Annotated in this window: 24 protein-coding genes and 2 pseudogenes; 13 read left to right on the top strand and 13 right to left on the bottom strand. The window is 72.4% G+C overall.

The features are described from left to right. From VGD85_RS09060 to VGD85_RS09050, 3 genes are all read right to left on the bottom strand, one after another. A partial coding sequence (locus VGD85_RS09060; RefSeq protein ID WP_331063122.1) for a sulfite exporter TauE/SafE family protein occupies positions 1–402 on the bottom strand: 402 nt, incomplete at its 3' end. Then, positions 399–785 (bottom strand): rhodanese-like domain-containing protein, encoded by a 387-nt coding sequence (locus VGD85_RS09055; protein WP_331063121.1) that lies wholly within the window; start codon positions 783–785, stop codon positions 399–401. The genes VGD85_RS09055 and VGD85_RS09060, both read right to left, overlap by 4 nt. Next, on the bottom strand, positions 782–1606 hold the full coding sequence (locus VGD85_RS09050; protein ID WP_331063120.1) for a GntR family transcriptional regulator: 825 nt from the start codon (positions 1604–1606) through the stop codon (positions 782–784). The genes VGD85_RS09055 and VGD85_RS09050 overlap by 4 nt, the downstream gene beginning before the upstream one ends. Positions 1607–1756: 150 nt before the next feature. Between VGD85_RS09050 and VGD85_RS09045 the strand changes: the two genes are divergently transcribed. Together VGD85_RS09045 and VGD85_RS09040 are read left to right on the top strand one after the other, a co-directional pair. Beyond that, positions 1757–3118, top strand: coding sequence for an MBL fold metallo-hydrolase (locus VGD85_RS09045; RefSeq protein WP_331063119.1), 1362 nt, complete (start codon positions 1757–1759; stop codon positions 3116–3118). 33 nt (positions 3119–3151) lie between these two features. Then, positions 3152–4324, top strand: coding sequence for a cysteine--tRNA ligase (locus tag VGD85_RS09040; RefSeq protein ID WP_331063118.1), 1173 nt, complete (start codon positions 3152–3154; stop codon positions 4322–4324). A 29-nt stretch (positions 4325–4353) separates the two neighbouring features. Here VGD85_RS09040 and VGD85_RS09035 read toward each other — a convergent pair. Beyond that, a pseudogene (locus tag VGD85_RS09035) lies at positions 4354–4722 on the bottom strand (GtrA family protein); the annotation flags it as partial. Between the two features lie 230 nt (positions 4723–4952). Here VGD85_RS09035 and VGD85_RS09030 point away from each other — a divergent pair. Next, entirely contained in the window at positions 4953–5612 is a 660-nt protein-coding gene (locus VGD85_RS09030) for a response regulator transcription factor (RefSeq protein ID WP_331063117.1), read from the top strand. Next, positions 5609–6943 carry a HAMP domain-containing sensor histidine kinase gene (locus VGD85_RS09025; RefSeq protein ID WP_331063116.1) on the top strand — a complete coding sequence of 445 codons (1335 nt, stop codon included), beginning with the start codon at positions 5609–5611 and terminating at the stop codon, positions 6941–6943. The genes VGD85_RS09030 and VGD85_RS09025 overlap by 4 nt, the downstream gene beginning before the upstream one ends. A 6-nt stretch (positions 6944–6949) precedes the next feature. On the opposite strand, the gene VGD85_RS09020 is transcribed toward VGD85_RS09025, so the two are convergent. The 4 genes from VGD85_RS09020 to VGD85_RS09005 form a co-directional block, all read right to left on the bottom strand. Continuing rightward, the gene (locus tag VGD85_RS09020; protein ID WP_331063115.1) at positions 6950–7699 is read right to left on the bottom strand and encodes an ABC transporter permease; all 750 of its coding nucleotides are present in this window, start codon (positions 7697–7699) and stop codon (positions 6950–6952) included. A gap of 22 nt (positions 7700–7721) precedes the next feature. After that, positions 7722–8516 carry a hypothetical protein gene (locus VGD85_RS09015; protein ID WP_331063114.1) on the bottom strand — a complete coding sequence of 265 codons (795 nt, stop codon included), beginning with the start codon at positions 8514–8516 and terminating at the stop codon, positions 7722–7724. 299 nt (positions 8517–8815) lie between these two features. Beyond that, positions 8816–9907 (bottom strand): plasmid pRiA4b ORF-3 family protein, encoded by a 1092-nt coding sequence (locus VGD85_RS09010; protein ID WP_331063113.1) that lies wholly within the window; start codon positions 9905–9907, stop codon positions 8816–8818. Then, positions 9904–10941, bottom strand: a complete 1038-nt coding sequence (locus VGD85_RS09005) for an SEC-C metal-binding domain-containing protein (protein WP_331063112.1) — start codon at positions 10939–10941, stop codon at positions 9904–9906. The genes VGD85_RS09010 and VGD85_RS09005 overlap by 4 nt, the downstream gene beginning before the upstream one ends. Between VGD85_RS09005 and VGD85_RS09000 the strand changes: the two are divergent. The 3 genes and pseudogenes from VGD85_RS09000 to VGD85_RS08990 all read left to right on the top strand — a co-directional run. Continuing rightward, positions 10872–11129, top strand: a pseudogene (locus tag VGD85_RS09000) (nucleotidyltransferase domain-containing protein); the annotation flags it as partial. The gene VGD85_RS09005 and the pseudogene VGD85_RS09000 sit on opposite strands and share 70 nt — an antisense overlap. A 37-nt stretch (positions 11130–11166) precedes the next feature. Beyond that, positions 11167–11289 carry a hypothetical protein gene (locus VGD85_RS08995; RefSeq protein WP_331063124.1) on the top strand — a complete coding sequence of 41 codons (123 nt, stop codon included), beginning with the start codon at positions 11167–11169 and terminating at the stop codon, positions 11287–11289. Positions 11290–11724: 435 nt separating this feature from the next. Continuing rightward, positions 11725–13680 (top strand): thioredoxin domain-containing protein, encoded by a 1956-nt coding sequence (locus tag VGD85_RS08990; protein ID WP_331063111.1) that lies wholly within the window; start codon positions 11725–11727, stop codon positions 13678–13680. A 60-nt stretch (positions 13681–13740) separates the two neighbouring features. Here the strand turns inward: VGD85_RS08990 and VGD85_RS08985 are convergent, their stop codons facing one another. The 3 genes from VGD85_RS08985 to VGD85_RS08975 form a co-directional block, all read right to left on the bottom strand. Further along, a complete protein-coding gene (locus tag VGD85_RS08985) occupies positions 13741–14433 on the bottom strand; it encodes a formylglycine-generating enzyme family protein (RefSeq protein ID WP_331063110.1) in 693 nt (230 codons plus the stop codon). A gap of 136 nt (positions 14434–14569) precedes the next feature. Further along, entirely contained in the window at positions 14570–15001 is a 432-nt protein-coding gene (locus VGD85_RS08980) for a DoxX family protein (protein ID WP_331063109.1), read from the bottom strand. A gap of 32 nt (positions 15002–15033) precedes the next feature. After that, positions 15034–15531, bottom strand: a complete 498-nt coding sequence (locus tag VGD85_RS08975) for a hypothetical protein (protein ID WP_331063108.1) — start codon at positions 15529–15531, stop codon at positions 15034–15036. A gap of 83 nt (positions 15532–15614) precedes the next feature. Between VGD85_RS08975 and VGD85_RS08970 the strand changes: the two genes are divergently transcribed. Then, positions 15615–16223 carry a MerR family transcriptional regulator gene (locus VGD85_RS08970; protein ID WP_331063107.1) on the top strand — a complete coding sequence of 203 codons (609 nt, stop codon included), beginning with the start codon at positions 15615–15617 and terminating at the stop codon, positions 16221–16223. Positions 16224–16386: 163 nt separating this feature from the next. Next, on the top strand, positions 16387–17916 hold the full coding sequence (locus VGD85_RS08965; RefSeq protein WP_331063123.1) for an aldehyde dehydrogenase family protein: 1530 nt from the start codon (positions 16387–16389) through the stop codon (positions 17914–17916). Here VGD85_RS08965 and VGD85_RS08960 read toward each other — a convergent pair. Then, positions 17891–18877: an ArsR/SmtB family transcription factor gene (locus VGD85_RS08960; RefSeq protein WP_331063106.1), complete on the bottom strand. Its 987-nt coding sequence runs from the start codon at positions 18875–18877 to the stop codon at positions 17891–17893. The two genes, VGD85_RS08965 and VGD85_RS08960, sit on opposite strands and share 26 nt — an antisense overlap. Positions 18878–18933: 56 nt before the next feature. Between VGD85_RS08960 and VGD85_RS08955 the strand changes: the two genes are divergently transcribed. Continuing rightward, the gene (locus VGD85_RS08955) at positions 18934–20211 is read left to right on the top strand and encodes an MFS transporter (protein ID WP_331063105.1); all 1278 of its coding nucleotides are present in this window, start codon (positions 18934–18936) and stop codon (positions 20209–20211) included. 16 nt (positions 20212–20227) lie between these two features. Here VGD85_RS08955 and trhA read toward each other — a convergent pair whose 3' ends face one another. Then, a complete protein-coding gene (gene trhA, locus VGD85_RS08950) occupies positions 20228–20992 on the bottom strand; it encodes a PAQR family membrane homeostasis protein TrhA (protein ID WP_331063104.1) in 765 nt (254 codons plus the stop codon). Positions 20993–21098: 106 nt separating this feature from the next. Between trhA and VGD85_RS08945 the strand changes: the two genes are divergently transcribed. From VGD85_RS08945 to VGD85_RS08935, 3 genes are all read left to right on the top strand, one after another. After that, a complete protein-coding gene (locus VGD85_RS08945; protein ID WP_331063103.1) occupies positions 21099–21875 on the top strand; it encodes an isoprenyl transferase in 777 nt (258 codons plus the stop codon). A gap of 442 nt (positions 21876–22317) precedes the next feature. Continuing rightward, positions 22318–23667, top strand: a complete 1350-nt coding sequence (locus VGD85_RS08940) for a PhoH family protein (RefSeq protein WP_331063102.1) — start codon at positions 22318–22320, stop codon at positions 23665–23667. 297 nt (positions 23668–23964) lie between these two features. Next, the gene (locus VGD85_RS08935) at positions 23965–24633 is read left to right on the top strand and encodes a lytic transglycosylase domain-containing protein (RefSeq protein WP_331063101.1); all 669 of its coding nucleotides are present in this window, start codon (positions 23965–23967) and stop codon (positions 24631–24633) included. The last annotated feature ends 63 nt before the right edge of the window (positions 24634–24696 follow it).

The following is a 24696-nucleotide window of genomic DNA, read 5'->3' as shown; positions in this document are numbered from 1 at the left end:
CGGCTCCGGCGGCTCAGGGTCGTCACCGGCCGCGGCGCGGCGACCGACCCGGTCGGTCAGCATCGCGATCGCGGCGGCGATCATCAGCGCGGCGAAGCCGAGCAGGAGGACGTCCTCGTCCACGCGGTGGTTGAGCAGGCTGCCGGCCCAGGTCGCGGGCAGGCCGACCAGGCCGAAGGTGAGGCCGAGGCGCCAGCGGACCTGCCGGTCGCTGACGTACGACGCCATGCCGGTGAGAGCGGAGAGCCCGACGATCACCAGGCTCCCCGTCGTCGCCGCCTGGGCGGGCTGGTCGAGGAGGTAGACCAGGGCGGGCACGGTCAAGATGGCGCCGCCGCCGCCGAGGCCACCGAGCACGAGACCGATCGCCAGGCCCAGCGCCACGGCCTCCAGGCCGGTCATCGGACCTGTCCGGGCTCACCCTCGTCGGTGACGAGCTCCAGCCCGGCACGGTGCCACGCGGTGACGCCGCCGGCCAGGTTGACGACGTCGTGGCCCTGGGCGCTCAGCGCTGCGGCGGCCGCGCCCGACCGGTTGCCCGAGCGGCACACCGCGACCACGGGCACCCCAGCCGGGATCCGGCCGGGGTCGAGTGCGCCGAGCGGCATGTGGGCCGACCCGTCGATGTGGCCGGCACGCCACTCGTCCGGCTCGCGCACGTCGAGGAGCAGGGCGCCCTGGCGGGCCAGCGCGAGCGCGCCCGCAGGATCCACCTCCTCGACCCTGTTGCCGGTCTGGTTGCCGGTCTGGTTGCCGGTCCCGGTGCGGGAGTGCCAGAAGCTCATCGAACGCTCCTCCTCGTGCTCGTGCTCGGGCTCGCGCCGGTGGCGCCGGAGGCGTCGACGACCCGGGCCTCCATCCAGTGCGGGCGGGTCAGGTCGGTCAGCAGGCTGAACCGGTCGCCGCGGACGATGGTCTGCCGCCACTCCACCGGCCGGCCGCCGAGCTCGCCGGTGCGGTCGATGGCGAGCGCCGCCGTACGCGCCGGGATGGCGAGCAGCATCTGCTCCGCCGTGGTCGGGACGACGGCCCGGATCTGCTCGTGCCCGCCGGTGAGCCGGACGCCACAGCGGTCGCGCAGCTCGGCGTACAGCGAGGTCTGGGTGAAGTCGACGTCGAGGAGCGGGGCGGCGATCCGAGCCGGCAGCCAGACCCGGTCGATCGCCAGCGGCTCCTCGTCGACCAGTCGGACGCGCTCGAGGTAGATCAGCGGCGTCGACTCCTCCAGCCCGAGCCGTACGGCGACGGTGCCGTCGGCGCGGGCCTCCAGGGCGCGCACGATGCTGCGTTGGCTGTGCCCGGCCGCCCGGACCGAGGTGAACAGGCTGTAGAGGCTGCCCTGGGGCTGGGTGATCTCGGTGCTCACGACGCGCGGGGGCCGGCCCCGCCCCGCGTCGACGAGACCGGAGCTGCGCAGCTGGCGCAGTGCCTCGCGGATCGTGTGCCGGCTCACGCCGTACTGCTCGACGAGGGCCATCTCGCCGGGGAACGAGTCCGCGAACTCGCCGGCGCGCAGCCGGCGCTCGATGTCGGCGTTGACCTGGGCCCACAGCGGCAGCGCGCTGCGCCGGTCGACGGGGTTGAACCGCGGCAGCTCGGGGACCATCGGCACTCCTCTCGGGCGGGGCGGGGACCGGGACGCTCGGCGCCGGGCTTGTCCGGGCCGGTCGGACCACCTACCGTAAATGTACGTACATCCGTACTGACAGGCAAACGTCGGGGTCTACCCGGCCGGAGCCGGGATGAAGGAGGGCTCATGCTCCAGGTGGAGGTTCTCGAGACCAGCGAGCTCGGCGACCGCAGCTACGTCGCGCACGACGGCGCGACCGCGATCGTGGTCGACCCGCAGCGCGACATCGACCGGGTCGAGCAGGTCCTCGCCGACCGCGGGCTGCGCTGCGGCGCCGTGCTGGAGACGCACATCCACAACGACTACGTGACCGGCGGGGCCGAGCTCGCGCGGCGGGCGGGGGCGGACTACCTCGTCAGCGCCGACGACCCGGTGCGCTTCGAGCGGGTGCCGGTCCGCGACGGCGACGAGCGTGAGTACGGCGGGCTGCGGGTCACCGTGCTGCACACCCCAGGTCACACCGACACGCACCTGTCCTACCTGGTGGAGGACACCGCCGGGGCGGACACCGGTGCGGTCTTCACCGGCGGCTCGCTGCTCTACGGGTCGGTCGGACGCACCGACCTGGTCGACCCGCGCCGGACCGAGGAGCTCACCCGCGCCCAGTTCCGCTCGGCGCGCCGGCTCGGCGACCTGCCGGGCGAGGTGCAGGTCTTCCCGACCCACGGCTTCGGCAGCTTCTGCTCCTCCGGCGCCGCCAGCGGCGGTGAGTCCTCCACGGTCGCCGAGGAGCGCGCTCGCAACGACGCGCTGACCACGACCGACGAGGACGCGTTCGTCGAGAACCTGATCGCCAACCTCACGGCGTACCCCGCCTACTACGCCCACATGGCACCGCGGAACCTCCAGGGTCCCGGGCCGATGGACCTCAGCGCGCCGACCGCCGTGGACCCCACGCAGCTGCGCAAGCGCATCGAGGCCGAGGAGTGGGTCGTGGACCTGCGCGACCGCACGGCGTACGCCGGGCGGCACCTGGTCGGTTCGGTCGGGCTGGAGCTGGGCGAGCAGTTCTCCACCTATGTCGGCTGGCTGATGCCCTGGGGCGCGCCGCTGACGCTGATCGGCGAGACCGCCGAGCAGGTCACGACGGCGCAGCGCCAGCTCGCCCGGATCGGGATCGACCGGCCCGACGGGGCCGCCGTCGGGTCCGTCGACGACCTCGCGGAGGACCCCGGGCAGCTGGGCAGCTACGACATTGCACGGTTCGAGGACCTGGTGCGGTTGGACGGTCCCGAGCGCAACGGGCTGGTCGTGCTCGACACCCGGCGCGAGGACGAGCGCCGGGAAGGCTCCGTGCGCGGCTCGGTCCACATCCCGATCCACGAGCTGGTCGACCGCCTCGACGAGGTGCCGGACCGGCCGGTCTGGGTGCATTGCGCGACCGGGTTCCGGGCGTCCATCGCGGCTAGCCTGCTGGCCCGCGCCGGCCACGACGTCACGCTGCTCAACGACGACTACGAGCGGGCCGGCGAGCTCGGCCTGACCTGAGGACCGCCGGTCGCCGGGTGAGAGACTGGCCGCATGTCGGTCCGCTACCCGCGCCACGTCACCTCGCCGGTGCTCGACGCCGACCAGCGGGTCGGCTCGACGCCGCCGGCACCGGGCCACCTGAGCCTGGCCGGTGCCGACCTGCCGCTGGTCGGCTCCGCGCGCGTCTACGTCTGCGGGATCACGCCCTACGACGTCACCCACCTGGGGCACGCGGCCACGTTCGTGTGGGCCGACCTGCTCGCCGCGGTCCTCGACGGCACCGGCGTGGAGGTCAGCACCTGCCGCAACGTCACCGACGTCGACGACGTGCTGTTCGAGGCGGCCCGGCGCGGCGGCAGCCACTTCGACGAGCTGGCGGTGACCCAGGAGGCCGACTTCGACCGGTCGATGCGGGCGCTGCGCGTCGCGACGCCCGCCCACCAGCCCCGTGCCCGCCACTACGTCGAGGCCGTGGTGCAGCTCGCGCAGGCGCTGCTCGAGCGCGGCGCGGCGTACGAGCGGGCCGGCACCGTCTGGTTCCGCGGGCAGCACGTGCTCGCCCGCTCCGGACTCGACCGGGACCGCGCGCTCGCGCTCGCGGCGGCGTACGGCGATCGCCCCGACGACCCGGCCAAGGACGACCCGTTCGACGTCGCGGTGTGGCGGCCGTCCTCCGACCAGGAGCCGGCCTGGGGCAGCCCGTGGGGCTGGGGCCGGCCGGGCTGGCACGCGGAGTGTGCCGCGATGGCCCTGGCCGTCCACGGCCCGAGCGTCGACGTGCTGGTCGGCGGCGACGACCTGGTGTTCCCGCACCACGCCTACCAGGCGGCGATGGCCGAGGCGGTCAGTGGCGTCACGCCGTTCGCCCGCGCCCAGCTGCACGCCGGCGAGGTCCGCATCGGCGGGCAGAAGATGGCCAAGTCCGCGGGCAACCTCGTGCTGGTCGACGATCTGCTCGAGCGGGTCGCCCCTGCCGCGCTGCGGCTGCACCTGCTGCACCGCCGCTACGACGAGCCGTGGGAGTTCGACCCCGCCGGCCTCGACGACGCCCAGGGCCTGCTGGAGTCGCTGTACGCCGCCGCGGCCCGGCCGGGCACCGGCGACCCCGACGCCCCGCTCGCGGCGCTGCGCGCCGACCTCGACGTCCGCGCCGCCGTCGCCCGCACACTCGACCAGGGCGGCGAGTCCGCGCGCCGGCTGATCGCCCGGCTCCGGCTGGGCTGAGCGCGAGGCCCGCCGACGAACACGAAGCGCTCGTAGGCCCAGTAGCGGAACACCGTGCCGAGGCCGACGCCGATCACGTTGCCGGAGAGGTTGTCGGCGAGGCGGCCGGTCAGGCCGAGCACGTCGTGGCTCACGGCGAGCGCGAGCACCGAGATCAGCAGGCCGGCGAGGTTGAAGACCGCGAACAGGCCGAGCTCGCGGCGCTTGCTGGTGGTGCCGAGGCCCCGCCAGGTGAGCGTGCGGTTGCCGAGGTAGGTGACGACCATGGCCACCGCGACCGCGGCGATCTTCGCGCCGATCGGATTCGCGCCACCGACGACCGGCTGGTCGCGGAACCAGTTGAACGCGGCCACGTCCGTGAGATAGCCGGCGCCGCCGACGGCGAGGAAGGTCAGCACCTCACGAGTCGGCAGGGCGTCGCGAGCGGTAGGTGTCGGGCGTCCAGACGTCAGTGGGGTCGGCACCCGCCGACCATCGCTCGTCCAGTGTGAACGCCCGATGAAGACGCCTCGGCCGCCACCCGAGATCGCGACACCGCTGGCGGCGGGCCGGCCGGATGTGGCGGACTCGTTCAGGATGATGGCAGGTGCGTGGCACGAACCTGGGGTGCCGAAGGAGAGGTGGGCCGATGCTGATCGGGGTGTGCGAGGACGATGCGTCGATCCGCCGCCTCCTCGCCGAGGCGCTGCGCTTCGCCGGGCACGAGACGGTCATGGCGCACGACGGGGGCGAGGCGCTGCGCCGCTTCGGCGCCGGCAGCGGCGTCGACGTCATGGTCCTCGACATCGGGCTGCCCGACTCCGACGGGCGCGATGTCTGCCAGGCCCTGCGCTCCGGCGGGCAACACGCACCCGTGCTGTTCCTGACCGCGCTCGGAGCCACCCACGAGCGCCTCGCCGGGTTCGGTGCCGGAGCCGACGACTACGTCGCGAAGCCCTTCGAGCTCAAGGAGCTCGTCGCCCGGCTCGAGGCACTCGGGCGGCGTGGACGGCCTCCGCAGCGGCCGGCGTCCGGACTGGAGCTCGACCCCGCGCGGCACGCGGCCCGCACGAGCTCCGGTGAGGTGCTGCTGACCCCGACGGAGTTCCGGATGCTCGCCGCGATCACGTCCCGGCCCGACGAGGTGGTCCGCCGGCGAAGCGTGATCGCGGCGGGTTGGCCGGACGGGGCGGTCGTCGCCGAGAACACCGTCGACTCGTTCATGCGGCGGATCCGCGCCAAGCTGGAGTCCATCGGGTCGCCGGTGTCGATCGAGACGGTCCGCGGCGTCGGGTTCCGCCTCCGGTGAGCCGGGCACGACCGCTGCGCTCCTTCCGCGGGCAGATCGTCGGGCTGACCGCCGGCAGCACCGCCCTCGCGATGGTGCTGCTGACCGTCGTCGTCCAGGTCGTGCTCGCCCGGATCACGACCAACGACGTCGACCGAGTGCTGCAGGATCGCGCCGAGGCCGTGATCAGCTCCGCGACCGCCTCGCCGGCCACAGGACTGGTGGTTCCGGACGGCCAGCTCGACGCCGGCGTGGCCGTCTACGACGACCGGGGAGCCCTGGTGGCGGGCGCGCCGCCCGACGGCCTGCGCACGGCCTTCGCCGACCTCGCCTCCACCGGCACCCGGACGGTGCGGACCTACGGCGGGCGAGCCCGCGTGTTGGCGACGCCGTTCGCGACCGGCGGCGCCTCCAGCGGCGCGTCCAGCGGTGCGTCCGGGGTCGTGGTCGTGACCGAGCGGCTCGCGCCGTACGAGGAGGCCGAGCGCCTGGCCCTCGTCGTGTCCTTGCTGACCGGGCTGCTCGCGACGGTCGCGACGGCCGCGGTCGCGGCGTGGGCGACCCGGCGGGCGCTGGCGCCGGTGGCGGTCATGGCCGAGACCGCGACCGAGTGGAGCGAGCACGACCTCAGCCGGCGCTTCGACCTGGGGGCGCCGGACAACGAGCTCAGCGCGCTCGCCGGCACGCTCGACCAGCTCCTGGAGAAGGTCGCCTCGGCGATCCGCTCCGAGCAGCGCCTGACGGCCGAGCTCGCGCACGAGCTCCGGACCCCGCTGACCACCATCCAGGGTCTGGCCGACCTGATCCTGCTGCGCGACGCACTGACGCCCGAGGCGCGCGGCGACCTGGAGGAGATCGCCGCCGCCGGCCGGCGGATGGCGGCGACGATCACGGCGCTGCTCGAACTGGCGCGCACCGAGGCGCAGGTGAGGTCGGCGTCGCACTGCTCGGTGCGCGACGTGCTCGACGACGTCACCAGGGACCTCGCCACCGGCTCGGCCGCGATCGTCGTCGACGTCCCCGAGCTGCGCCTGGGGGTTCCGCACGACCACGCGGTGCGCGCGATCAGCCCGGTCATCGAGAACGCCCTGCGGTTCGCCCGCACCCGCGTGGTGATCGGGGCCTCCAGCGCGTCCGGTGCGGTCGAGATCCTTGTCGACGACGACGGACCGGGCGTCGCCGGGGCGGACGCCGAACGGGTCTTCGAGCCCGGCGTGACCACGGGCGGCGGTCCTGGTGCCGGCCTCGGCCTGGCCATCGCCCGGCGGATCGCGCGCACGTTCGGCGGCGACGTCAGGATGGCGTCGAGCCCCGGTGCCACCAGGTTCGTGGTCCGGCTGCCACGCGGATGACGACGCTCAGGTCCGCACCACCATGAGGTACGGCGTCCGGCCGGCCACCCGCGTGACGACGATGCTCGTCACGGTCATCCCCAGGCCGATGCCGGCGAGCACCACCAGCTGGAACTCGGCGGCCCCGGCCGGTCCGGCGCCGCCGAACAGGGCGCCGACGAACGCCCCCGGGAGGGTCACCAGCCCGGTCGACTTGGTCTGGTCGAGCGTCGGCAGCAGGGACTCGCGCACCGCCTCCCGGCCGATCTCCTCGTGTGCCCGCGCCGGGGTCGCGCCCAGTGAGAGCCACGCCTCGATCTCGTCGCGACGCGCCGTCGCGCCCCGCAGGAAGTTGCGCCCGGCCAACGTGGCGGCGCTCATCGCGTTGCCGATGACGATGCCGGCCACCGCGACGAGGTAGCGGACCTCCAGGTCGACGAGGCGCAGTGCGAACACCAGGACGAGGGTCAGCGCCGAACCGGCGAGGACGCCCGCCACCGCCGCCCGCCGGCCGTGCCACAGCGCGGCGAGCCGGCGTACCGCCGTCCACGAGGCGGTGGTGAGCATCAGCACCAGGAAGAGCGCCACCGTCCACGGCACGGCGAGGATGCCGCGCAGCAGCAGGGCCACCGCGCTCAGCTGGGCGACCGCGCGGGCCAGCGCCCAGAGCGGGAACAGTCCGAGGCCCACACCGGCCCACCGGGCCAGCCCGATCGTCAGGGCGACGACCACGAACAGCCCGAGGCCGAACCCGAGGTAGTGCCCGACGTCGCCCACGCGGGCATTGTCCTCCGGTGGGTCAGAGCTCGGCGGGGACGGTGCGCTCCGTGCGGTCGGTGTCGGTGACCGTCAGGAACACGACCACCGCGAGGATCGTCGCGAGGAACAGCAGGCTGGTGCCGAAGGTGCCCAGTCCCAGGCCGCCGTCGGCGTGCGAGGAGGCCAGGTAGTCGCCGATGTTCGCGCCCAGGGGTCGGGTCAGGATGTAGGCGAGCCAGAACGACAGCACCGGTCCGGCACCCAGCCGCCAGGCCGCCAGCACGGCGACGAGCAGGCCCAGCGGAAGCATGATCGAGGCGCCCGGCGACCAACCGGTCAGCTCGAGGGTCCAGTCTCCGGTCGCCGTACCCAGCGCGAACGTGACCAGGACCGTGAGCCAGTAGAACGCCTCGCGCGGGGCCGTGACGATCGAGTGGATCGACAGCGTCCGCTCCCGGGCGTACCAGACGCCGAACACGACGGCGAGCAGCACCGAGAAGACCGTGGTGCTCACCCACAGCGGGACGCCGCGGGCATCGGTGAGGTTGTCGGTCAGCAGGGTCCCGACCACGCTGATGAGCACGACGGCCAGCCAGTACGCCGACGGGACGTAGCGGCGGAGCCGGAACTGCACGACCATCGCGACGACGAGGGCGGCCGAGAACGCCAGCGTGGTGTTCGTCAGGCCGAAGCCGAGGGTCTCGTTGATGTAGTCGGCGAAGCTCTCGCCGACCGTGGTGCACAGGATCTTGATGATCCAGAAGTACACCGTCACCTCGGGCACCTTGTTGAGCATCACCCGGCTGCGGGTCTGGACCTGGGTCGTCGTCGCCATGACCATCAGCCTCGGCGAGGCATCCTGCCATCAACCTGACCGGACCGCCGGGCCGTTCGATGAGGCCCAGCGGCGCAACCTGCCGGTGCTGCTCGGCGTGGACTACGCCGCGTGCCACTGGTGCACGAGGTTCCAGGGTCGGTGGCTGCCGACGGAAATCTGCGAACCCGCAGGTCAGCGACCTAGTCGCGGTTCGCGTCGGATCGGTGAATGTCGTCGTTGGACGCCGATTCCGGGGATTCGTGCATCACTCTCGTGCATCACTTCGGCCCCACCACTGGCGACCCAGTGGCAGCCGATCAGAGCAGGTCGGCGAGCAGGTTCGCGCCTGGTAGCAGCGAGCGAGCCGACGGTCCCGGGGACCATTCTGATCGGCTGCGGGTGATGAGGTCCAGCGCCTGGAGCTGGTGCGCCAGGTTGCGGAGCTCGTCCTCCAGGTCTCGGGTGGTGATGGGCTTCCCGCCGCGGCTCCACCCGTGGCCGAGAAGAGGAAGAACCTCGGCGGCGATCGCGGGGAGCTGGAGCGGTCCGCGGGCCACGACCAAGGCGACGGCACGTTCCGCGGTCACGGTGTGGAACGCATTCGCCTCGAACCAGGATCGGAGGCGACGTACGGTCTCAAGCTCGTCGGCGGCGGTCTTGGTGGGTCGAAGGACGCCGTTGGCGAGGCGGACCAGCCGGACGTGCCGCAGCAGGTCGTGCAGGACCGCCAGGGGGAGCAGGTCCTCCTCGATCGAGGCGGGTCGTCCCATCGGATTCCAGTCAGGCCGCTGTTCCTGCACGGCGCGGACCACCGTCCGGGGCAGCCGGCCGCCCGGGGTGAGTTTGACGCCGTCCGCGAGCAGGTCCAGCACGATGCGGACGCTCTCGGGTACGGCGCCGACTGCGTCGCGGACTCGCTGCGATGTCGCTTCCTGGTCGAACGGCTTCAGGCGGTCTCCGGTCCATTCGCGCATCGACTCGTGCTCTCGGTGGCGTGGGTCGGCGAGGACGTCGAGCAGGTCGGCGTAGCCGCCGACCCCGCCGCAATCCTCCGGCGGGCAGCTGCCTTCGCCGTACACGCAGCCCGGCTGGTCGTCGCCTCGGCCCAGAACCTCGACGTCGTGCTGCCAGTCGTCGCCGAGGTCGTAGGCGTAGATGAAGCGGGTCGGCAGTGTGGACAGGCGTATGCCGCGCTCGTCGACCTCGCGGTCCTCGCCCCAGTCCTCGAAGGGGACCGCGTAGACGGTGTCCTCGGTGCGGAACTGGTGGAGATGGGAGTCGGTCCAGCCGATGGCGACCTGCAGCACCTCGTGGAGCTCGTCGAGGGTGATCGCGGCCGGTACGTCGATGACACGCTCCACGCGCGGCACGACCTCGCGCATGGTCACCCGCAGCCTGACCGTCTTCACAGCGGCGCCCCGGGTGCGCCACAGCACTTCTTGTACTTGCGACCCGACCCGCACCAACACGGCTCGTTGCGTCCCGGGGGCCAGGTGACCGTCCGCGACGGGTCGCGCGCTACGTCGGCTGCGTACTGGGCCCGCAGTTGCGCGGGGTCTCGTTCGTCCGGGGCGTTGTCAGCCACCCAGGGGTTGTACTCGGCGGCCCTGACCGGAACCACGGACAGTCGAGCCATGCCGGCCTCGGCGTGGCCGCGCAGCCGGCCCTCCATGCGCCGGCAGTAGACGGCGTGGCTGACCGGTTCGCCGTTCTCGTCGTGCATCAACGGGCTGTCGGCGAGGTCCGGCCAACGCCGTGGCCACTCGGCGTACTCGTCGGCCGGCAACCAGACCAGCGCCACGGGGACCGGTGGGGCCGACTCGCGTGCAGGTGTGACCTTCCGGTTGAGTCGAGTGCCGGGCTGCGGCTCGCCGTGCTCGCGGCGAATCAGGGCGGGAGTAGCGGTCTGCAGGCCATCTGGCTCGCGTCCGAGCGCGGCGAGGGATGCGGCCCGCAGGTCGCGGAGCTGCCCCACGAGCCGCTCCGGGTCGCCGGTGCGGACCGCGAGCTCGAGTGCTCGCGTCAGCCAGGACAAGGCCAGTTCGTGCTCCCCGATCGCGCCGTACTCGAGTCCAGCGTTGTTGTAGACCCACACATCGTCGGGGGTGTCCGCGGCGACTGCACCCCAGATTGCGGCGGCCTCCGGCAGACGGCCGTGGCGCGTCAGGATCTCCGCGCGGCGGCAGCGCGGGTCGGGCTCGCTCCGATACCCGCCCTCGACGAGCGCGTCTGCGTGTCGCAGGGCGTCCTCGACCCGGCCGAGCTGGTCGTAGGCCTCGGCCAGCTCGCTGTGCAGGTCGAGCACGTCGAGGTAGCGGGCAGCGGCGGGATCTGCGTCGCACGCGGCGATCGCGCGTTCCAGCACCTCGGCGTATGCCTCGGCGGGGCCGCGACTGGCCGCGCGGATCTCCTGGTCGAGTTGATCAAGACCGTCGGTTCGCACCGCGACATCATGACGCAGCCGGGGTGCCGCCACGGTCCCGGGGCACGCGTGCCTTGGCCAGCCCGATCAAGATGCTGACGCACGTCGTGGAGGAGGTCGTTCGAGACGTCGAAGCCGTACTCGTGTTCGGATCAGTTGCTCGCGGCGACGCCCACGCAGACAGCGACGTCGACCTCGCCGTGATCGCCCCCGCGTCGGGCGACGAGGCTCGTGCTGGGCCGGAAGGTGGGCAAGCATCGGCGGATCAAGGCGCAGTCGCTGATGGCCTACATGGCACGCGACGACCAGGAGCGCCGTCAGGCCGCAGACGAGCTGACCCGGCTCAACCAAGAGATGGGCCTGCTCTGAGGTGCCGTTTGTCGTCCTCTACGACGCCAACGTGCTCTACCCGAGCACCGCTCCGAGACCTGCTGTTCCGCGTCGCTCAAGCGGGCTGGTCCAGGCGAAGTGGACCGACAGATCCTCGATGAGGTCTTTGCCAGCCTGGCCACGAATCGGCCCGACCTCGATCCGGCGCGGCTGGCCCGCACGCGCGACCTGATGAACCGCGCGGTCCGAGACTGCCTCGTGACGGGCTAAGGGTACTTGTTGCTGCCCGGTGCAGGTGCGTAGAGACGCACCCGCCACACCCGTGTGCTGCCGCCGAGGGTGCGCGGCTTGCCCTGCGCGAGCAGCTTCGGCTGAGAACGCGTCGCCACGAGACCCTACGCTGGAGAAGCCGTCGTACGCCTTTCGCGCATCACTCCGACGGAAGCGATGCACGTGCCATTCGTCAGGAGTCACATGGCCAACCGCCTTGCCAACGCAACCAGCCCGTACCTCCTCCAGCACGCCGACAACCCCGTGGATTGGTGGGAGTGGGGACCCGAGGCGTTCGCGGAGGCCCGGCGCCGCAACGTGCCGGTGCTGCTGAGCGTCGGCTACGCCGCCTGCCACTGGTGCCACGTGATGGCGCACGAGTCGTTCGAGGACGAGGCGACGGCGGCGTACCTCAACGAGCACTTCGTCAGCGTCAAGGTCGACCGCGAGGAGCGACCGGACGTGGACGCGGTCTACATGCAGGCGACCACCTCGATGACCGGTCACGGCGGCTGGCCGATGACGGTGGTGCTCGACCACGAGGGCAGCCCGTTCTTCGCCGGCACCTACTTCCCGGACCGGCCGCGCCACGGGCAGCCCGCGTTCCGCCAGGTCCTGGAGGCGCTGAGCGACGCCTGGAGCAACCGCTCCGAGGAGGTACGCCGGGTGGCCGACAACCTCCGCGAGCACCTCTCGTCCACGACCCTGGCCACCGCGGGCACGCCGATCACGCGGGCGGTGCTCGACGGCGCGGTGCGCACGCTCGCGCTGGAGTACGACGCGGACCGCGGCGGGTTCGGCGGGGCGCCGAAGTTCCCGCCGTCGATGGTGCTCGAGTTCCTGTGGCGCCACGGCGAGCGGGACATGCTCGGTGCCACGCTCGAGGCGATGGCCCGCGGCGGCATCTACGACCAGCTCGGCGGCGGCTTCGCGCGCTACAGCGTCGACAACGACTGGGTGGTGCCGCACTTCGAGAAGATGCTCTACGACAACGCGCTGCTGCTGCGGGTCTACGCCCAGTGGGGCACCGACCTCGGAGAGCGGATCGCGGGTGAGGTCGCCGACTTCCTGATCTCGGAGCTGCAAACGGCCGAGGGTGGCTTCGCCTCGGCCCTCGACGCCGACTCCGAGGGCGCCGAGGGCACCTACTACGTGTGGGCGCCGGCGCAGCTGACCGAGGTGCTCGGCCCCGAGGACGGACCGTGGGCGGCCGAGCTCCTGGGTGTGACCGAGGCCGGCACGTTCGAGCGCGGCACGTCGACCCTCCAGCTGCGCGAGGATCCCGGCGACCTGCCGCGCTGGTTCGACTGCCAGCGCCGGCTGCGCGAGGCACGGTCGCGTCGCGAGCGTCCGGCGCGTGACGACAAGGTCGTGGCCGCCTGGAACGGGCTCGCCATCAGTGGCCTGTGCCGCGCCGGCACGCTGATCGGGCTCCCGCAGTACGTCGAGGCAGCCGAGCGTGCCGCGGAGCTCGTCTGGGACGTCCACGTGGTCGACGGGCGTCTGCGACGCGTCTCCCGCGACGGAGTGGTCGGCTCCCCGGCCGGGGTGCTCGAGGACCACGGCTGCGTCGCTTCCGGCTTCCTCGACCTGCTCCAGGCGACCGGCGACGCCGTCTGGCTCGAGCGCGCCGGCACGATCCTCGAGGCAGCCCTCACCCACTTCGCCGCCGACGACGGGTTCTTCGACACCGCCGACGACGCCGAGGCCCTCGTCGCCCGGCCGCGCGACCCCTCCGACAACGCCAGCCCGTCAGGCCTGTCGTCGCTGGTGCACGCGCTGGCGACGTACGCCGCCGTGACCGGCTCGGGCCGCCATCGCGACGCAGCCGAGGCTGCCCTGACGTCGGTCGCGACGCTCGCCGAGCGGGCGCCCCGCTTCGCCGGCTGGTCGCTCGCCGCCGCGGAGACGATGCTCGACGGACCGGTCGAGATCGCGATCGTGGGGGAGTGGTCGGAGGAGCGCACCGCGTTGGAGGCGCGGGCCCGGCGCCACCCGGGGGCCGTGGTCGTGGTGGCCGACGACGCCGACGACCGGATCCCGCTCCTGGCCGGCCGCGCCGCCGTGGACGGCCGCCCGGCGGCGTACGTCTGCCGGCACCTGGTGTGCCAGCGACCGGTCACCAGCGTCGAGGAGCTGGACGCGGCCCTGTCGCAGTGACCGTCATGCCTGATCCCTGAGGGATTGCGGCGATGGGGGCGTCGACCAGACGGTCGATGCTCAGGTGACGAACCTTCCAGCGCTGTCGGTGGTCCGCACGAGGCGAAGTCCTAGGTCGTCCAGAGCCGCGCCGGGGCTGGTCTTGCGACGCACGCCGACCCGGCAGCTCCAGCGCGGATCAGCCCAGCCACCACCCCGGATCACCCGGTATGGCCCGTAGACGTCGGGGTCGTAGAGGTCCCAGCACCACTCCCACACTCCCCCGAGCATGTCGAAGAGCCCCCAGGCGTTGGGCTGCTTCTGACCGACCGGACGGAGTCGGCCACCTGAGTTCGCCTCGTACCACCCGATCTCGTCCAGGTCGCCGTACCGGGGCCCGGCGCTGTCGGCTCGACAGGCCACCTGCCATTCCGCCTCGGTGGGCAGTCGGTACCCGTCCGCCTGCTGGTCCCACTCGACGTGCCAGTCGTCGGGAGCAGGGCGGTGCTGCGGCGCCCAGGCACGTGGGCGCGCAACCTCCGGCGTGGGGTTCACCTGGAACGAGTACGCCGGTGTCAGGCCGGCCTGGCGCGACCGCTCGTTGCAGAACTCGATGGCGTCCCGCCAGGTCACCTGCACCGCGGGCAGGTCCGATGCGTCGGCCTCGAGCTGAATCTCGGAGGCGCTGTTCCATTCCTGGACCGAGACCGGAGTGGCGGCGATCTCGAACGGGTCCACGACGACCACCCATCGCCGATCGGTCCGGCGATCCACGAGCACTTCCTCGACAGGCCCGCCAGGAGGCACACGGATCATCGGATGAGACACGGTCACATCCTGCCGTCATGCGGCGAGGGAGCCGCTCCGGGGCGCTTCACGAGGTCACTCACGCACGCCCTGCCTAGCTTCACTAGGCCACCACGGCGCAGGCGAGGACGAAGAGGACCTGGATGAGGGCCCGGGTCGGCAGGCGCACGCTCGTGATGCCGACACCCTCGCGCGCCGCGCGCACGTTCGCGGGGAACATGGCGACCAGCAGGACGGCAACACACACCGCAGCCAACGACCGGGTCACCGGCACGAGCAGGCCGAGCGCGCCGGCCACCTCCAGCAGGCCCGTCAGGGTGACCCACCAAGCGGGCCTGCCCAGTGCCGGAGGAACCATCTCCACCAGCAACGCCCGTCTCGCCGGGACGAAGTGCGCAGATGCCATCACCAGCAGCATCAGGGCCATCCCGACGGCCGTAGCAGCTGCCCAGGAGTCCAGCGCCTCGACGTGGGCGATCCGCCCGAGGGCCCGGACGGTGCCAGTCGTGGCGATCATGATGACGAGGGGAAGCACGGCGTTCTCCTTTCCCAGGGTGAGGAGGCCGGTCAGCCCGCGACGGCGTCGTGGAGACCCGAGGCACCGCCACGGTCGGTGACCGGTTCGTCGGCCTCGCGGGTGCACCACAACGCCCAGGCGATGAAGAGCGCTTGAAGCGGCAATCGGACCCACGGATAGACGCCGCCCGGCTGCCCGTCGACGTCCACCCCTGTGGCCGCGACATAGGCGTTCGCGGGAAACACCAGGATCAGGTATCCCGCCAGGGCGGCGCCGGCCCTACGCCGCCACGGCGGCCGCGACCACAGGGCCGCCCCCAGGGCGATCTCGACGATGCCACTCACCGCAACCAGGACCTCGCGCTCAGGCACCCACAGGGGCAGGTGCTGTTCGAAGGGCAACGGAAGGAGCAGGTGGGCGACACCTGCGGCGATCATCGCCGCACCCATGCCGAGCCGGGCCGCACGCCGAGGGACGAAGCGCCGGCGCGCCCGGTCGCCTGCGGCGACGAGCAGGGTTGCGACGGTGAGAACGATCAGGAACAGCATGAGTGACCTTCCACAATTAGATAGTGCGACTCTCCTATATTGGAGAGTGCTAGTATCTATGTCAACCCGTCACAGGAGGACAGGTGCGGATCTCAGAGCTGGCCCGCGAAACCGGCATCCCCGTCGCGACCGTGAAGTACTACCTGCGCGAGGGCCTCGTGCCCCCGGGGGAGGCAACCAGCGCGACCCAAGCGCAGTACGACGAGCGCCATACCGCACGCCTACGCCTCGCGCGCGCCCTCGTGCACGTCGGCGGCCTGTCCATCGACCGCGCCCGAGAGGTCCTCAACGCCCTCGACACCCCTGACCTCTCCCTGCACGAGGTGCTACGAGTCGCCCACTCGTCCCTGCCACCCCAACTGCCTGGGGAGGAGGCGGCGCCGCGGGCCGCCTCCTTGATCGCTGAGCTGCGCTGGCAGGTGCACCCGGATTCACCTGCGCTTCGCCAGCTCGAACAGGCCCTGGTGGCCCTCGAGTCCGTCGACTCCCCGGCATCGACGGCGGCCCTTGTGAAGTACGCACAGGTCGCCAGAGGCCTGGCCGAGGGTGAGGTCGCGAGCGTGCCTCGGGACTCCCGGGACACGGCGGCGACCGCCATGATCATCGGCACCGTCCTCTGGGAGCCGATTCTCCTGGCGCTGCGCCGACTCGCGCAGGAAGCGGTCTCGGCGGAGGAGCTGGCGGGACCATAGGCGGCTCGCTGCCCCTCGATGTGCCCTGCCGTCAGGCCTCGCGCGCTCGAGCAGGTCGCCGACGGTCCGGGAGGAGAGCGGAGTGGTTCCGCACTGGCCGCCGTGCGGGTACCGTGACAGTTCCACTGTGAGTATCACCGGGACGATCCCCCAGGAGCACGCGATGACCCAGGCCCCCGCCCGCCGCGAGTCCGGCCACGAGTCCGGCAACGAGTCCGGCAACGAGTCCTCCGCGGCGACCTTCGAGTCGCTGAGCCCCGCGACCGGCGAGGTCGTCGGCGTCTTCTCGATCCACGGCGAGGCGGAGGTCCGCGCCGCGGTCGAGCGGGCACGCACGGCGGCGGAGTGGTGGGCGGGTCTGTCGTTCAAGGACCGCAAGGTCTACCTGAACACCTGGAAGGCCACGATCACCCGGCGGATGCCCGAGCTCGCCGACCTCATGCACCGCGAGACCGGCAAGCCGCGCTCGGACGTGATGATCGAGGCGACGCTCGCGGTCGACCACATCGCGTGGGCGGCCGGGCACGCCGGCAAGGTGCTCGGCCGGCGCCGGGTCTCACCGGGCATGCTGATGGTCAACCAGGCGGCGAGCGTCGAGTACCGCCCGCTCGGCGTCGTGGGCGTCATCGGGCCGTGGAACTACCCGATCTTCACCCCCGTCGGCTCGATCGCCTACGCGCTCGCCGCCGGCAACGCGGTGGTCTTCAAGCCCAGTGAGCACAGTCCTGCGGTCGGGGAGTGGATCGGCCGCACGTTCAACGAGTGCGTCGGCCGGCCGGTGCTCCAGGTCGTCACCGGCCTCGGCGACACCGGCGCCGCGCTGTGCCGCTCGGGCGTCGACAAGGTCGCGTTCACCGGCTCCACCGGCACCGGCAAGAAAGTGATGGCCGCCTGCGCCGAGACGCTGACCCCGGTCGTCATCGAGGCCGGCGGCAAGGACCCGCTGATCGTCGACGCGGACGCCGACGTCGCGGCCGCCGCCGACGCCGCCCTGTGGGGCGCCTGCAGCAACGCCGGCCAGACCTGCGCGGGCGTGGAGCGCGTCTACGTGCACGAGCGTGTGTACGACGAGTTCGTCTCCGAGATCACCCGGCGCGCGGAGGGCCTGAGCGCCCACGGCGGCGACGACGCCAAGATCGGCCCGATCACGATGCCCAGCCAGGTCGGCGTGATCCGCCGGCACATCGACGACGCGCTCGCCCGGGGCGGCCGCGCCCTCGTCGGCGGGGCGCAGGCGGTCGGCGAGCGCTTCGTGCAGCCCACGATCCTGGTCGACGTCCCCGAGGACTCCGCGGCCGTCCAGGAGGAGACGTTCGGCCCGACGGTGACGATCGCCAAGGTGCGCGACATGGACGAGGCCGTCGAGCTGGCCAACGGCACGTCGTACGGCCTCGGTGCGACGGTCTACAGCAAGGACCACGGCATGGCGGTCGCGGAGCGGATCCGCTCCGGCATGACCGCGATCAACGGCGTCGTGTCGTTCGCCGCGATCCCGGCCCTGCCGTTCGGCGGCGTGGGCGACTCCGGCTTCGGGCGCATCCACGGGCCCGATGGCCTCAAGGAGTTCACCTACGCCAAGGCGATCGCCCGCCAGCGGTTCAAGCCGGCGCTCGCGCTGACGACCTTCGACCGCACCGAGCAGACCGACCGACGGCTCGCCAGGATCGTCAAGACCCTGCACGGCCGCGGCTGACCTCGACCAGCCGGTCGCCGAGCTCGGAGCGCAGGTAGAGCACCGAGCGGCCGTGCCGCGCCGAGGTGAGCAGCCCGGCGTCGCGCAGCGCCCGCAGGTGCTGGTTGACGGCGGGCGCGGTGACGCCGAGGCGTACGGCGAGCTCCGTGGTCGACGCCGGCGCCTCGAGCAGCACCAGCAGCCGGGTGCGGACCGCGCCCAGGACCCCGACCAGCGCGTCCGGGGTGACCGGGCGGTCGGTCTCCCACAGCGACCCGGCCCCGCGGGCGGCGTACATGATCAGCGGCGGCTCGTCGGGCGAGATCGGTGCGGTGACGTTGCGCGTGAAGAACGTCGGCGCCAGCGTCAACCCCTCGCCGGCGGTGGTGCGGCGGTAGCCGACCTTGGTGGTCATCTCGATGACGACGACGTCGTCGACCAGCCGGATGCGGGGTGAGAGGTCGGCGAACATCGCGGCCAGGCCCTCTCGGGCGATCGTGCGGCCTCGGTGCACGATGTCGGCCTCGAGGACGGCGCGCATCCGTGGCCACCACGGGTCGAAGCAGGCCGTCCAGTACGCCGCCATCGCCTCGACGATCCGCGCGAGCACCCGGTCGGGACGCCCGCGCAGCACCGCCGGCCGGCTGCTGCGGTCGGGATGGACCTCGGCGATGTCGGCGCGCACCACCTCGGCCGGCGTACGCGCCAGCGCCTCGAGCTCGTCGTCGAAGCGGGTCAGCGGCGACCACGGCCGCGGCGTGAGGAAGTCGGGGCTCCACATGTCGTCGTTGGTGAGCGCGACCAGCATCTCGCGGTCCAGGCCGGCGCGGGCCGGCTCGGTCAGCTGCAGCCAGCGCAGCTGCAGGGGGAAGCGGCCCGGCTGTCGCCAGGTCCGCAGCGAGAGGGTCAGCTCGTTCATCGGCGAGAGCGCGAACCGCACCTCGCCGAGGTCGGCGCCGGCCAGCTCGTACTCGATGAACATGAGGCACAACGCTATATCGATGGCCGGTGACCCGGCCGTGTGTCCGAAATGTGCGCGTGCCCCGCCCCGCCCTGCCGCCCACCCTCCGGCCCCTGCTGCTGCCCACCGAGCCCGTCGAGCGCGCCCTCACGCTCTCGACCATCACCGCGGCGCTCTCCACGGGGTTGTTCTTCAGCGTGAGCGCGCTGTACTTCACCCGCGTGATCGGGCTCTCCGCCACCACCGTCGGCCTCGGGCTGACGATCGCCGGCGCGGTCGGCGTCGCCGCGTCGTACCTCGGCGGCCACCTCGCCGACCGGGTCGGGGCCGACCGGCTCCAGGTCGTCGCCAACGCGGTCCAGGGTGCGGCGCTGCTGGCCTACGTCTGGGCGGGTACGGCGCTCACGTTCACGCTGATCGCCTGCGTCGCGGTCGGCGGGCGCAGCCTCCAGGGCACGGCCAAGGCCGCGGTCCAGGCCCGGTGGTTCACCGGCCCGGAGCGGGTCGCGGTGCGCGCCCGGCTGCGCGTCGTGACCAACGTGTGCATCGGCCTGGGCACCTGCCTGGCCGCCGCCGCGCTGGTGGCCGACACCGCGGCGGCGTACCGCGCCACGATGGTCGCCATCGCCCTCCTGACCGGTGCCGCCACCGTGCCCCTGACCGGGCTGCGCCAGCGGGTGCCCGGCCTGGCCGCGTGCCTGGCCGCCGGCGTCGACGAGACCGGTGCCCGCCTGCGTGGCCCCTCGCCGCTGCGCGACCGCACCTACCTGACCTCGGTCGCGCTGAACTCGGTGATCGCCATGCAGTTCGGCATGCAGAGCGTCGGCGTACCGCTGTGGATCGCGACGCGGACCGACGCCCCCACGGTGATGATCTCGGTGCTGCTGGTCGTCAACACCGTCTTCGTCGCGCTGTTCCAGGTCCGGGCCTCCCGCGGCACCCACGACATCGGGTACGCCGGGCGCACCGTGCGCCGCGGCAGCCTGCTGCTGGGGGCCGCGTGCCTGCTGTACGGGTCCGCGGGCAGCGGGGGAGCGGTCGTCGCGGTCCTGGTGCTGCTCGCCGCGGAGCTGCTCGGCTCGGCCGCGGAGGTCTGGTGCGAGGCCGGCGGGTGGGGGCTGGCCTACGAGCTGGCCGATCCGCTCAGCGCGGGCGCCTACCAGGGCCTGTCGCAGACCGGCTACGCGCTCGCGAACATGCTCGCGCCGCTGGTGGTCACCGCCACCGCCGTCGACCACGGGCTGCCCGGCTGGATGCTGCTCGCGACGCTGTTCGCGCTGGCCGGCACCGCGGTCGCCGAGCTCGCCCGGCGGGCGGCCGGGCGGCGTACGTCCCCGGTGGAGCTGGTCGCGTGAGGCCGAGTCTGCAGGCTCAGCGCAGCGCGTAGGTCGCCATCGAGACGCCCACGTAGTGGGAGACGAAGGCCAGGATCGTGAAGGTGTGGAACACCTCGTGGAAGCCGAACCAGCGCGGCCAGGGGTTGGGGCGCTTGAAGCCGTAGACCACGCCGCCGATGGTGTAGAGCGCCCCGCCGACGACGATCATCACGAACGTCGCGACGCCGAGGCCGAAGCCCCCCAGCCGGGTGGCGCCCTCGAAGAACGACGGGATGAAGAACACCGCCGCCCAGCCCAGCGCGATGTAGATCGGCACGTAGAGCCAGCGCGGCGCGTCGGTCCAGAACACCCGGAACAGCACGCCGAGGACCGCGCCGGTCCACACGGTCGCGAGCAGGGCGACGCGGGCGGTGCCCTCCAGGAGCAGCACGCTGAACGGCGTGTAGGAGCCGGCGATCAGCAAGAAGATGTTGGCGTGGTCGAAGCGGCGCAGGAACGCCCACACGCGCGGCGACCAGGTGCCGGTGTGATAGATCGCCGAGACCGTGAACAGCACCAGCGCCGAGCCCGTGAACACGGCCGCGGCGATCTTGGTCGCCGACGTCGGTGCCAGCGCGACCAGCACGATGCCGGCCGCCAGCGTGAGCGGTGCGGTGCCGAGGTGCAGCCAGCCGCGCAGCTTCGGCTTGAGGTCGGCGACCCGGTCCTGGAGGTTGCCCTGGAGGTCGTGGAGGTGATCGAGGCCCGCGCGAACGGCGTCGTTCGCGCCCATCCGTGCTCGGTCCATCGCCTGGCTCATGGGGACGAAGATACCCGCCGGTAGTCCATCGCATGCAGGGACGCGGTGAACCTCACGTCGCCGAGAGCGCCACGACCGGCGGTGTCGCGCCGGTAGCATCGAGGTCGTGGCGGACTGGAAGCGTGGCCTCCGGCGGGTGCTCTACCCGGCCTACGAGGCACGGATGCTGCGCCGGATGCCGTCGGAGAACCTGCCCAAGCACATCGGCGTGATGCTCGACGGCAACCGCCGCTGGGCGCGCGCCGTCGGACGCGACACCGCGCACGGCCACCAGGCCGGCGCGGCCAACATCGAGCCGCTGCTGGGCTGGTGCGACGAGGTCGGCACCGAGGTCGTCACGCTGTGGCTGCTGTCCACCGACAACCTCAACCGCCCCGAGCGCGAGCTCGGCCCGCTGCTGGACATCATCGTGGACGCCGTCGACTCCCTCGCCGTCCAGCGCCGGTGGCGGCTGCACCCCGTCGGGGCGCTCGACCTGCTGCCCGCCACGGTCGCCCAGCGGCTCAAGGCCGCCGAGGAGGCCACCCGCGACGTCGACGGGATGCTGGTCAACATCGCGGTCGGGTACGGCGGGCGCCGCGAGATCGCCGACGCCGTACGCTCCATGCTCCTCGAGGCCGCCGAGCGCGGCACCTCGGTCGAGGAGCTCGCCGCGATGATCGACGTCGAGTCGATCGCCCAGCACCTCTACACGCGTGGCCAGCCCGACCCCGACCTGGTGATCCGCACGTCGGGAGAGCAGCGGCTCGGCGGCTTCCTGCTCTGGCAGAGCGCGAAGTCGGAGTTCTACTTCTGTGAGGCCTACTGGCCCGACTTCCGCCGCGTGGACTTCCTCCGCGCGGTGCGCGCCTACAGCCAGCGCGAGCGCCGGTTCGGTTCCTGACCCGCAAGGGATGCCGAGTCGGCGCCAGTTTCCCCGCGAGGTACGCCGAGTGGGCGCCAGTTTCCCCGCGAGGTACGCCGAGTGGGCGCCAGTTTCCCCGCGAGGTACGCCGAGTCGGCGCCAGTTTCCCCGCGAGGTACGCCGAGTCGGCGCCAGTTTCCCCGCCGCGCCCGCGACCTTTTCGGACACATGGCGTTCACCCGCGCGTCCGGGCGTGTCGCCCGAAAACGCCGGGTCCGCGGCGTACTTTCGCCGTATCGGCGGGTGGGGAAGCTCGCTGTATCGGGAGGCCCGTTCGTGAGAAGTCACGACTGCACAGCACGGTGGCGAGACCGCCGTGCGACCGGGAGCCGGCACTCCGGCGCTCGGGCTCGTTCCGGTCCGTCTGCTTGAACCACGGCCGGGGCGAGGAGTGCACGCGCCGGCCTGCGAAGGGGTCACCGTGCCGCAGGCTACGAAGTCACACCGCTCCGCTCCCACCGCCACGACCGCGCCGGGTGTGCGCACCTACGTGCTCGACACGAGCGTGCTGCTGGCCGACCCGGGTGCGCTGCGCCGGTTCGCCGAGCACGAGGTCGTGCTCCCGGTCGTCGTGATCACCGAGCTGGAGGGCAAGCGGCACCACCCCGAGCTGGGCTTCTTCGCGCGCACCGCGCTGCGGATGCTCGACGAGCTCCGGATCACCTTCGGGCGCCTCGACGAGCCGGTGCCGGTCGGTGACGAGGGCGGCACCGTGCGGGTCGAGCTCAACCACACCGACGCGGAGTCGCTGCCGTCCGGCTTCCGGCTCGGCGACAACGACACCCGGATCCTCGCCGTCGCACGCAACCTGGCCAACGAGGGCTACGACGTCACGCTGGTCTCCAAGGACCTGCCGCTGCGGATCAAGGCGTCCGCGGTCGGCCTGGACGCCGAGGAGTACCGCGCCGAGGCGATCAGCGACTCAGACTCCGGCTACTCCGGCATGGCCGAGGTGGAGGTCGCCGCGGCCGAGCTCGACGAGCTGTACGACGGCGGTGTGCTCGACCTTGAGGAGGCGCGCGACCTGCCCTGCCACCAGGGTTTGGTGCTGCTGTCCGACCGCGGCACCGCGCTGGGGCGGGTCGGTCCCGACAAGCGGGTGCACCTGGTGCGCGGAGACCGGGAGGCGTTCGGCATCCACGGCCGCTCGGCCGAGCAGCGGATCGCTCTGGAGATGCTGCTCGACCCCGAGGTCGGCATCGTCTCGCTCGGCGGGCGGGCCGGCACCGGCAAGTCCGCGATGGCGCTGTGCGCCGGCCTCGAGGCGGTGATGGAGCGTCGCCAGCACCAGAAGGTCGTGGTGTTCCGCCCGCTGTTCGCCGTCGGCGGCCAGGAGCTCGGCTACCTGCCTGGTTCGGAGTCGGAGAAGATGTCGCCCTGGGCGCAGGCCGTCTTCGACACCCTGGGCGCGATCACCTCCCGCGACGTCATCGAGGAGGTGCTCGACCGCGGCATGCTCGAGGTGCTGCCGCTGACCCACATCCGCGGCCGGTCGCTGCACGACTCGTTCGTGATCGTCGACGAGGCGCAGTCGCTCGAGCGCAACGTGCTGCTCACGGTGCTCTCCCGGATCGGTGCGAACTCCAAGGTCGTGCTCACCCACGACGTCGCCCAGCGCGACAACCTCCGCGTCGGTCGCCACGACGGCGTGGTGGCGGTGGTCGAGAAGCTCAAGGGCCACCCGCTGTTCGCCCACGTCACGCTGACCCGCTCCGAGCGGTCCCCGATCGCCGCCCTGGTCACCGAGATGCTGGAGAACGTCACGCTCTGAGGCCGCGTGCGGGTTTCACCGGTCAGCCGGTGAAACCCGCACGACACGCCGATCGGTCCCGGCGTGTCGTGCGGGTTTCGGCTGCCCGCTGTGACCGCTGTGACCGCTGTGATCGATGTGACTCCTGAGGTGACCTTGGTCCCGACGGTGTCGGTCGTTGCTCACAATCTCGGCCGTTCGGTTTGCAACCACCTGCTCGGTCCGGCATGGTGGCCCGTGATCTTTTCGTGACCTACCGACCTCGGGAGTCGGTGGTCCGGGGGGTACCACCGACGTCGTCTACCCGAGTCCGAGCCCTTGTCGAAGCGCACGAAGTACGTTCCCAAGCACCGGCACGTCGCCGAGCCGACCCTGTCCGCGGCACCCCGCAAGGTGCTGCGCAACACCGTCGTGCTGTCCTCAGTCGCCGTCGCGGCCACCGGCGCCGCCGTCTCCGGCGGCGTGTTGAGCGCGACCCCGGGCGTCGACGCCGCCGCGGAGAGCCTCGGTACGACGGTCAGCGGCTCGAGCTCCGGCGGCGTGATCGCCGACCGCGCCCCGGTCGTCTCCCGCGGATCGGTGTCCCGCACCTCCGCGGACCGCAGGGATGCCGCCGACCCGGCCAAGGAGGCCGCGCTGTCGGCCGATGGCGGCCCGGCCGTCACCCGCTCGGTTGACGTGGCCGACGGCGACCCCCGCGAGATCGCCCGGGCGCTGCTGCCCGAGTTCGGCTTCGGTGCCGACCAGTTCGGCTGCCTCGACTCGCTGTGGACCCGCGAGAGCGGCTGGAACCCGCACGCCGACAACCCGTCCTCGTCGGCCTACGGCATCCCGCAGGCGCTCCCCGGCTCCAAGATGGCCTCGGCGGGCGCCGACTGGGCCACCAACCCGGTCACCCAGATCACCTGGGGGCTGGGCTACATCCGCGACCGCTACGGCAGCCCGTGCGGCGCCTGGGCGCACTCGCAGTCCCACGGTTTCTACTAGAGGGTCGGCCGTTTGGCGTCGAGTGACGCGGAATGGCTCAGATCCGGCTCAGAATCGAGCCAT

Source organism: Nocardioides sp., from assembly GCF_036401255.1.
Taxonomy (GTDB): domain Bacteria; phylum Actinomycetota; class Actinomycetes; order Propionibacteriales; family Nocardioidaceae; genus Nocardioides.
The sequence above is the reverse complement of the archived record's forward strand: the minus strand, read 5'-3'. Positions and strand labels throughout refer to the sequence as shown.

Bases quoted from the DNA above. Each gene is read 5' to 3' on its own strand.
- VGD85_RS08975 (WP_331063108.1), bottom strand. From the start codon at position 15,531: ATGCTGTTCCTGATCGTTCTCACCGTCGCAACCCTGCTCGTCGCCGCA.
- VGD85_RS09040 (WP_331063118.1), top strand. From the start codon at position 3,152: ATGTCGGTCCGCTACCCGCGCCACGTCACCTCGCCGGTGCTCGACGCC.
- VGD85_RS09055 (WP_331063121.1), bottom strand. From the start codon at position 785: ATGAGCTTCTGGCACTCCCGCACCGGGACCGGCAACCAGACCGGCAAC.
- VGD85_RS09050 (WP_331063120.1), bottom strand. From the start codon at position 1,606: ATGGTCCCCGAGCTGCCGCGGTTCAACCCCGTCGACCGGCGCAGCGCG.
- VGD85_RS08990 (WP_331063111.1), top strand. From the start codon at position 11,725: ATGGCCAACCGCCTTGCCAACGCAACCAGCCCGTACCTCCTCCAGCAC.
- VGD85_RS09030 (WP_331063117.1), top strand. From the start codon at position 4,953: ATGCTGATCGGGGTGTGCGAGGACGATGCGTCGATCCGCCGCCTCCTC.
- VGD85_RS09045 (WP_331063119.1), top strand. From the start codon at position 1,757: ATGCTCCAGGTGGAGGTTCTCGAGACCAGCGAGCTCGGCGACCGCAGC.
- VGD85_RS08965 (WP_331063123.1), top strand. From the start codon at position 16,387: ATGACCCAGGCCCCCGCCCGCCGCGAGTCCGGCCACGAGTCCGGCAAC.
- VGD85_RS08960 (WP_331063106.1), bottom strand. From the start codon at position 18,877: ATGTTCATCGAGTACGAGCTGGCCGGCGCCGACCTCGGCGAGGTGCGG.
- VGD85_RS09015 (WP_331063114.1), bottom strand. From the start codon at position 8,516: ATGGCGACGACGACCCAGGTCCAGACCCGCAGCCGGGTGATGCTCAAC.
- trhA (WP_331063104.1), bottom strand. From the start codon at position 20,992: ATGAGCCAGGCGATGGACCGAGCACGGATGGGCGCGAACGACGCCGTT.